We start from the raw sequence: 8,752 nt of genomic DNA, 5'->3' as shown, positions 1-8,752 counted from the left end.
CGACTGCTATGACCTGTATTTTGCGCACCACTGCTTTGGGACTATCAATCTGAACCAGCAAACGTGAACGGAGAATGTGTTACCCATGTCTCCGTACACCTGTTACCTATGTCTCCAGTCCATACACAGCGGCAAAGAAAAGTAGGCAAAAGAAAGCCGCTCACACCGCTAGTGTGACGCAGTTGGCAAACCGCCTTTTAGGGGGAATGGTATAGGGGCATCCGGTCCCCCGCACCATACCACTCAGTGACAAGGCGCCCGCTCATCCGGCGGCGCTGCGCGCGCCGTTGGGTTCATCCAAACCAGCGTGATTTTTACTGGTAGTCCGTGAATTTCGATATCGGGGTGCTGCTATCCGGCAGCGGGGAGTAGCCTGGGACGTTGTCCTTGAATTGATTCAACAAGCCGTTGTCTACCTTCGATAGTCCCTTTAATTGCAGTTGCATCAGTACTCTGCTTCCTGTGCTAGGGACGGTCGTCGAACTCGTTTCGTTCGTGTACTTCTCGAATGCTATCCCCAGGGACCAGCAGTCGGCGTCGTACTGGAATCCCACCAGGCCCGCTATCAGGCGGTGTACGTGCATGTCGTAATTCACCCGCGCAACGCTCGACAGGTGTCGGCTCAACGGCCATTGGCCCGAGACGATGAACTGGCTCACCGGTTCGTAGTCGTCGCTCGAATCAGTCGAGTCCGGGCGCGTGTAGCGGTACGCCACGTTCACGACTTCGCCTCGCGCCGGCGCCCAGGAGACCCCTGTGCTCGTGTGCGATAGCGAGGAATTCGATTCGTTGTACTCGAATGCCTGTTCGGCTTTGAAGTGGTTGCCGATATTCAACGATCCGCCCGCAATCACCCCCGTACGCGTCAGGTCCGTGGTGCTGCCGTCCGCAATCAAGGTCACGCGCGGCGTCGTGAAGTTGTATTGCTGTGCCAGCACGAAGCGCGCGGCTTCCGAGCCCGTCGCGGCGTCCACGAAGCGTGTCGTGATCGCCGCCGTGATGCGGTTCGCGTCCGCGATACGGTCGTTGCCTACGAAACTATTGGTGCTGAATATCTCCGCCAGGCCGAAGTCGCTTTGCGCCGTGTCGAATAGCGGCGCGTAGTTCTGGTTGCGATAGGGCGTGTAGACGTAGTAGAGCCTCGGCTCCAGCGTCTGGATATAGGAGCGGCCGAATAGCGTGACGCTGCGCTCGAATGTCATGCCCGAGTCCAGGCTGACCGTCGGCACGTTGACCGAGAAGTTGCGCGGTTGGCCCGCCACCGGGTCGCTGCCCAGCGATGAGAGGTCGTAAGCCGCAAAGTGCCATTGCACCTTCGGCGTGATGTACCACGAGGGCCGCACGATCGGCATCGATACGTACGGGTTGAACACGAAGCGGTTGCCCTGCGCCACGTCGCCACTCGACATCGTGAAGCGCGAGGCGTCCGCTTCCGCGCCAAAGTCCAGGCCGCCCACGTTGTAACGCGCGTAATTCACGTTGATCTGCGGTTCGCGGTTGTAGATCGTGTCGCCCGAATACGATTGCCAGTGCTGTTCGCGCAGCAGAACCGACCACGGGCCGTTCGCGTAGCGCAAGCCCGCTTCCTGGTCGTATAGCGTGGTCGAGCCCAGGAAGGTTTGGCCGGCGGAGATGAGGTCCGTGTTGACGCTCGCGTCCGATACGCGGTTGTAATTCACATAGGCCGAAAAGCCCGAGCCAATCTGCCAGTCGTGCTTGATCGACAGCGAGTAGCGGTCGGTTTTCGTCAGCGCGTCGTGCGGCAGGATCAGGCCGGAGAATTCGCCGCTGTAGTCGCTGCCCAGGTAGCGGAAATCGGCACTCATCACTTCGCCGCGGCGGCTGATGATGCGCGGCGTCAGCGTCAGGTCGTAGTTCGGCGCGATGTTGACGTAGATCGGCGTCGACAGATCGAAGCCGCTCGATGAACTGAACGAGAACGTCGGCGGCAACAGGCCGCTGCGCCGGTCGTCCGAAAGCGGGAACGAGAGCCATGGGCTCGCGAATAGCGGAAAGCCCTGAAAAAACAGCACCGCATTGTGCGCGACGCCGGTGTCCGTGCCGCTGTCCATGTCGAAGCGCGAGGCGCGCAGATACCACGCGGGTTCGCCGCTGCAGTGGCAGGTCGAATAGGTGCCGTCGTGGATTTCGGCGCGTTCGTTGTCGAGCACATCCGCGCGCGCGGCGGTGCCCCAGCCGCCGTTGATCACGAATTGATAGTGAGGTGTACTGATGTAGCCTTGATTCGCTTCGATGCGCATGTGCGCGTACGGGCCGAAGAAGGTCGCGCCGCCTTCGGTCAGGCCCACGTGGCCGTAGGCGTCGGCAGTGTCGCTGTCTTCGAAGTAGTGAAGATAGTCGCCTTTGATGACCGAGTCGTAGCGGCGCAATTCCGCGTTGCCGTGCAGCGAGTAATCGTTATTCTCGGTGCCGGTCATCGAATCGCCGAGCGCGGTCGTGCCGCTTTTCTGGCCCGATTGCAGCGGATGTTCCTGCAATTGCGGATCGACCCGCAGGGCGTAGGCGTCGCTCGCGGCGTCGGGCAACGCCGCCGGCTGTGCGGCCGCGCCCGCGAGTTGCGCGTGTGCCAGCGGCGGCGCGAATCCGGGCGCGACGAGCAACAGGGAAATCAGGGGCTTCAAACGAAAGCCGCGCACTACGTGACGCAGGATCAAGGTGGGCGAGGTCAGCAGGGGATTGCGGTAAAACCGGGGAATGCGCGCGGCGTCACTGCAGCCATGTGGCGGGAGTGGGCCGCGTGGCCTCGTGGTGTGCGGCGGTCTCGAGCGCTTCGACAATGCCGGGAATCTGTTCGCACGGCACCGTAAACGACAGGCTGGCGGTTCTCGATAAACGGAAACGGATCACGAGCTGGCGCGTGCCGTCGAGCCGGCCGACTTCGCAACCACGCGCCTGCATCAGCGTGAACGAGGGAGCGGGACTGTTGTCGATGCGCTGGATCTTTTCCATTGCATTCGGCAACGCAACCAGCAGGTCGTTGAAGACCGAGCGGTGCAGCGCCGCCGTGGCGTCGCCGTCGTGGATCAGCAGGAATTCGCCGTCCGCGCTCAGGTCGGCCGAGCTGATCTGGCGCACAACGGCAGTTACACCTTCAGCCATGCGCAGGCACTCCCGCGTGTGTGACGCGTTCGCAGAAAAAGAAACGGTGCGTGGTCATGGCGGGTCGGTGGCAGGTTGCGATGACGCCACGATAGTCGAATGCTGCTGCAAATGGGTTACTGCGCTAGCGCCTCTTATTAACGCATATTTCTGCGCGATATTCGCGCGCTGCGTTTAATGCGTTTTTTGCGGCTCTGCGCGCGAATTTCGCCTGTTTGCAGCGTTACTCACTGTAACGCAAGGGTAACCGACTGAAATTATTCGCGCGCTAAGCTGCCGCTCATTCTCATCCAATGTTTTGAGTAACTCGTGAGCGTCGTACGGCAGATGATGGTCCAGCTCGCCGAAGGCCGCTCTGAATGGAATTACGATGCGACCTTTGCAGCCGGCCTCCCGCGTGGCCGTGGTTTTGTCGTCCGCGCTGGGCGACTCTTTGTTGATGATGATTGTCGTGCGCAATCTGCGCGAAAACGGCATGACGGTCAGCGTATTCGGCAGAAATGCCGTCACGCTGGCGGCCTGGTTTCCCGGCATCGACATCCAGCCTGAACTCACGAGCGACACCGCCCGCACCTTGTTGCCCGGCTTCGATCACGTGATCGCAATGCGCCGCAACGGGCCCATCGCCGATTCCGCCTTGCCGCTGACCGATCTGATCCTGCTCGAACCGGCCTGCCGCGCGCGTTCGACGAAATCGATGGCCGATCGTCTCATGCATTTCTGCCGCGATGAACTCGGCCTCGCCGACGCCGTCAAGCACAACGGCATGACCGCGCCGGCCGGCTTGCAGCCGCGCCGCTTTCACAATCGCATTGCCATTCATCCGACTGCGAGCACGCACGACAAGTGCTGGCTGCCGTCGCGCTTTATCCGGCTCGCGCTGCGTCTGCGCAAGCTGGGTTTCCAACCGCAATTCGTGGTCGCGCCGCAGGAGCGCGCGGCCTGGACGCATGTCGAATCGTATGGGATCGGGCTGCCGGAGCTGGGCTCGCTCGATAACGTCGCCGCGTGGATCTACGAATCGGGCTGGTTTATCGGCAACGATTCCGGCATCGGTCATCTGGCGTCGTGTCTGCAGGTGCCGACGCTCTCGCTGTTCATGCGGCGCGGTCTCGCGCGCACCTGGCAACCGGGCTGGGGCATCGGGCGCGTGGTGATCGGCGGCTATCTGCCGACGGCGCGTCTGCGCGAGCGCTACTGGAAATACACGCTTTCGGTGTCGCGCGTCGCGCGGGCCTTCCAGCAGTTGCAGGAGGCGCTTGCGTGAAGGAGGGGTTTGTCAAGCTTGACCGCCGTGTCGCGATCATCACGTCGCACGCGCTCGGCGATACGTTGCTGTTGATGGTGATCGCGCGCAATCTGCTCGATCAGGGCGCCGAAGTCGCCGTGTTCGGGCGCGCGTCCTGGGCGTTGCGCGCGTGGTTTCCCGATGTCGATATCCGCCCGCTGCCCGCCGATGCGCAATGGCGCGAGACGCTCGCGCCGTGGGATACCGTGCTGCAGATGCACGTTCACCAGCCGGTGCGCGATCTCGCTTCGTTGCATCACAACGTGCGGATTCTCGATCCGCTCACGGACGATGTGAGCAATCCGCCCATGGTGACGCGCTTCACGGAATTCTGTCGCGCGGAATTCAATCTGCCTGCCGTCCACACCGAAAACGGCATTGCGCCGCGCGCCGGTTTGCAGCATCGCCGCTATACGCGGCGCGTGGTGATTCACCCCGAAGCCAGCACGCCGGACAAGCGCTGGCTGCCGCAGCGCTTCCTGAGCCTTGCGCGCAATCTCGAACGTTGGGGCTATGAGGTGGCTTTCGTCATGGCGCCCGACGAGTTGCCGCGCTGGAATTCGCTGCTGCTGAGTCGCTTTGCAGTCCATACGTTTTCGAGCCTGGACGGGCTGGCAGGCTGGCTGTACGAATCGGGCTGGTTTATCGGCAACGATTCGGGTGTGGGTCATCTGGCCGCGAATCTCGGCGTTCCCACGCTGAGCCTGTTCCGGCGCCGCGCGGTGGCGCAGCGCTGGCGTCCGGCCTGGGGCAATGCGCAAGTGGTGCTGCCGTGGCAATGGTTGCCGGGCGCATCGCTGAAGGAGCGCTTCTGGCGCGAGACCTTGACGTGCTCGCGCGTGCTTTCCGCGTTCGCGCGGATGACCGAAGAGTAAGTCTGGCGCCGGCGTTCAATATGCTGGCGCTGGCGCTGGCGCTGGCCTCATTCTTCGATCGGCTCCATTTCCAGCCGATAACCGACGCCATAGATCGAGCGGATCATGTCCTGATCCGGGCGGATCGCCTGGATCTTGCGGCGCAGGTTTTTGACGTGCGAATCGATGGTGCGATCGGCGACCACGCGATGGTCGTCGTACAGCGCGCGCAACAGATAATCGCGCGCGTAGATGCGGCCCGCGCCTGCGTGCAGCAGCGCGAGCAGGCGGAATTCAATCGGCGTGAGGTGCAGGTCGCGGCCGTCCAGACGCGCGGCGTGATGCGGCACGTCAATGGCAAACGGCGTGGGCATGTTGCCTTCCGCTTCCTGATGCGCGCGCGACAGCAGTTCGGCGCGGCGCAGGATCGCCTTGACGCGCGCGACCACTTCGCGCGGGCTGAACGGTTTGCAGACGTAGTCGTCGGCGCCCAGTTCGAGGCCGAGCAGGCGATCGATTTCGTCCACGCGCGCGGTGATGATCATCACCGGCACGGCAGAAAACGTACGCAATTCGCGGCACACTTCCAGACCGCTGCGTCCCGGCAGCATCAGGTCGAGCAGCACCATCGAGGGCGCATGCTCGCGCACGTAGGGCACGACTTCGCGGCCGTCCGCGAGAATGGTGGTTGCAAAATCTTCCTTGGCCAGATAGTCGGCAAGCAGCGCCGCGAGCTTGGGCTCGTCTTCGACGATCAGGATGGAAGGCCGGGTGGTCGGATCAATCATTGTTGGTGTAGACGTGGAAGTTGGACGAGGATGCGCAGGCCTCCGAGCGGCGAGCGCGATGCCTCGATGGTGCCGCCGTGTTTTTCCACGATGCGCTTGCACAGCGCAAGTCCGAGCCCCGCGCCGCCGCTCTGGCGGCTACGGGACGGGTCGACGCGGAAAAAGCGGTCGAATAGATGCGGTAACAGCGGTGCCGGAACAGGCGGAAAGGAATCCTGAACATCGACGTAGAGTGCGTCATCGTCGGACGTGATCGCGACGTGTACGCGCCCGCCTGCGTTGGTGTAACGCAGGGCGTTTTCCAGCAGGTTTTTCCAGAGCTGCGTGAGACGGTACGGGTCGCCCGAGAGCGTGACGTGTTCGTCGCCGGACTCGAATTCGAGGGCGATCTGCTTGGCCGCGAGGCGCTCGCGAAACGCGTCGCACGAGGCTTCCACAATCGGCGCGAGATCGAGCGGCACTTTCTCGAACGACAGTTGCCCGATATCGGCGAGCGAGAGTTCGTAGAGATCGTCGATCAACTGGCTGAGCATGGCCACTTCCGCCTGCAGCGAGGTGATGGTGGCCGCGTCGGGGCGGCGCACGCCGTCTTCGATGGCTTCGAGTTCGCCGCGCAGCACCGAAAGCGGCGTGCGCAATTCGTGCGAGACATCGGCGATAAAGTCGCGGCGGTCGCCTTCGGCTTTCTCCAGCGAGGCCGCGAGACGGTTGAAGTCGTTCGCGAGCATCTGCAGTTCGTCGCGGCCTTTGGCGGGGATGCGCGTGGCGTAGTCGCCGCCCGCAAGCCGGTGCGTGGCCGTGACGATGCGCTTGATCGGCGTGAGCAGGGTGCGCGCGAGCACGATCGCCATCACGGCCGAGAGGAGCGCGGTGAAGCCCACGATGATCCAGGTGGCCTGCATCTGGCGGTTCTTGAAGCGCACCTCGGCCTGGCTGATGAGTTCGGCGGGCCCGGAGACGGCAATCCAGCCGACGATCTGTCCGTTGACCTTGAGCGGATGGCGCACGGAATCGGGCGGCGCAGGCGGTCCCGCCTTCGTCACCTGGTTCATCTGCGCGTCGTAGAGCGTAAACGGCGGGCGGTGCGGACGCCACGGATTGGCCGGGTCGGTGGGGCCGAAGAAGGGCATGCTGCCGCCCGTGCCGTTGGGCGCGGCCGGGCCGCCGGGGCTGCTGGGACCACCCGGAGCGCCTGGCGCGCCAGGGCCAGCCGGAGCACCAGGAACACCCGGCGCGCCAGGAACACCCGGACCGTTCGCCCCAGGCATGCCGCCGGGCGCGCCCGGCATGGTCACATTATTCGGCGCACCGGGAGCATTGAGGCCCGGCATGTCGCCCGGCGGCGGACCTTCGCCAAACGGGCCGCCACCAAACGGCGGCGCCCCCTGCGTCTGCTCGCGGATCGCATCCCAGTTGCCGTGCTTGGCATAGGACGCTTCCAGCTCCTGTTCGAGCGAGGCGCGTTCGGTCTTTGCCTGCTCCTGCAGAAAATCCACAAAGCCGAATTCGAAACTCGCGCGAATGGCCACGCCCATGGCGACGGCCGCGATGACGCACGCGGACAGAATCGCGAGAAAGAGTTTGGACGTAATGCTGGCTTTCATGAGGCGCAGGGCCGGAATAATAAATGTGATGAATCAAGCGTTATTTTCACCCGAAGCGGCGCTTCAGGGTCGCATGCGCGGTACGAATCCACATTTTCTCCAGTTTTCACCTCTTTTTCCTCCACGGTTGTTCCGTATCATCCGTCGCACATCGAATCGACCGCTGCGTCCAGGGCGCGAGGCACGAGCGATGGCCTGCAATTACCTGGCGAGGGACAGATCGATGGATATTCATGTGCTTGTTGTCGAGCCGGATCAGGTGTCTCGTGACAACCTGCGCAGCTATCTGCAGCGCCAGCAGATCGACATGTCTGTGCTCTATGGCGCACAAGGGCTGGAACAGCGGCTCGCGCGCGAAATGCCGTCGCTCATCATTCTTCGTCATGAAGCATGCGAGATCGACGGTATCGGCGCATTGCGCAGCCTGCGCGAAGCAGGTTATGCGGTGCCCGTCATCATCGTCAGCCGCTCCAACGATGTAGCCGACAAGGTGCTGGCGTTCGAACTGGGCGCCAACGATTTCCTCGTCGATCCGTACGATCCGCGTGAACTGCTCGCCCGCATGCGCCACGCGCTGCGCTGCAAGATCGATCTGCCGAATTCGCCGCGCAAGGAAGCGCGCTATGCGTTCGACGGCTTCGAAATCGACGCGGTCGGCAATCAGTTGTTCAAGAACGGCTCGCGCATTGCCGCGCCGCCGCTGGCGCTGGCCGTGCTGACCGTGTTCGCGGCGAACCGCATGCGTCCGCTTTCGCGCGAGCGCATTCTGAGCATGCTCGACCGCAATTCGAAACTGCACGCGCGCAGCCTCGATGTGGTGGTGTTCCGGTTGCGCAAACTGCTGGGTCTGTCGCCTTGCGGACGCCAGTACATCCAGACGCGATATCGCGATGGCTACGTCTTCTGCCCCGACGATGCCTTTCTCAATCTTTCCTCCGCGGCAGCCGGCGGCGCGCACGAGATCGGTGGCGATCTTGAGCATTCTGCATTGCTAAGCATCTGATCGAGCCCGCGCCGCGAGCACTATCCGGCGTGCATAAGCGTCACGCGGCGAAACTTGCCGTGGCTCGACAGCCTTCTGGCGAGCGTCGATCGAGC

7 protein-coding genes are annotated in these 8,752 nt (G+C 63.0%); 3 read left to right on the top strand and 4 right to left on the bottom strand.

The annotated features are described in order from the left end of the window. Positions 1–314: 314 nt before the first annotated feature. Positions 315–2,642 (bottom strand): LPS assembly protein LptD, encoded by a 2,328-nt coding sequence (lptD, locus tag G3N59_RS27370; RefSeq protein WP_241024256.1) that lies wholly within the window; start codon positions 2,640–2,642, stop codon positions 315–317. 85 nt (positions 2,643–2,727) lie between these two features. Further along, a complete protein-coding gene (locus G3N59_RS27365; protein ID WP_205985942.1) occupies positions 2,728–3,120 on the bottom strand; it encodes a hypothetical protein in 393 nt (130 codons plus the stop codon). Between the two features lie 370 nt (positions 3,121–3,490). Between G3N59_RS27365 and G3N59_RS27360 the strand changes: the two genes are divergently transcribed. Further along, positions 3,491–4,387, top strand: a complete 897-nt coding sequence (locus G3N59_RS27360) for a glycosyltransferase family 9 protein (protein ID WP_205985941.1) — start codon at positions 3,491–3,493, stop codon at positions 4,385–4,387. Next, positions 4,384–5,283 (top strand): glycosyltransferase family 9 protein, encoded by a 900-nt coding sequence (locus G3N59_RS27355; RefSeq protein WP_346777944.1) that lies wholly within the window; start codon positions 4,384–4,386, stop codon positions 5,281–5,283. The genes G3N59_RS27360 and G3N59_RS27355 overlap by 4 nt, the downstream gene beginning before the upstream one ends. A gap of 47 nt (positions 5,284–5,330) precedes the next feature. Here G3N59_RS27355 and G3N59_RS27350 read toward each other — a convergent pair whose 3' ends face one another. Together G3N59_RS27350 and G3N59_RS27345 are read right to left on the bottom strand one after the other, a co-directional pair. After that, complete coding sequence (locus G3N59_RS27350; protein ID WP_205985940.1) at positions 5,331–6,050, bottom strand: response regulator; 720 nt, start codon at positions 6,048–6,050, stop codon at positions 5,331–5,333. Then, positions 6,047–7,654 (bottom strand): ATP-binding protein, encoded by a 1,608-nt coding sequence (locus G3N59_RS27345; protein WP_205985939.1) that lies wholly within the window; start codon positions 7,652–7,654, stop codon positions 6,047–6,049. Before G3N59_RS27345 ends, G3N59_RS27350 begins: the two co-directional genes overlap by 4 nt. Between G3N59_RS27345 and G3N59_RS27340 the strand changes: the two genes are divergently transcribed. Next, on the top strand, positions 7,641–8,657 hold the full coding sequence (locus tag G3N59_RS27340) for a response regulator transcription factor (protein WP_205985938.1): 1,017 nt from the start codon (positions 7,641–7,643) through the stop codon (positions 8,655–8,657). The genes G3N59_RS27345 and G3N59_RS27340 overlap by 14 nt on opposite strands. The last annotated feature ends 95 nt before the right edge of the window (positions 8,658–8,752 follow it).

The sequence above is a fragment of the Paraburkholderia sp. Ac-20340 genome (assembly GCF_017104965.1).
In the GTDB taxonomy this organism is placed as follows: domain Bacteria; phylum Pseudomonadota; class Gammaproteobacteria; order Burkholderiales; family Burkholderiaceae; genus Paraburkholderia.
Note: the sequence above shows the minus strand (reverse complement) of the source record. Positions and strands in the feature narration are given on the sequence as shown.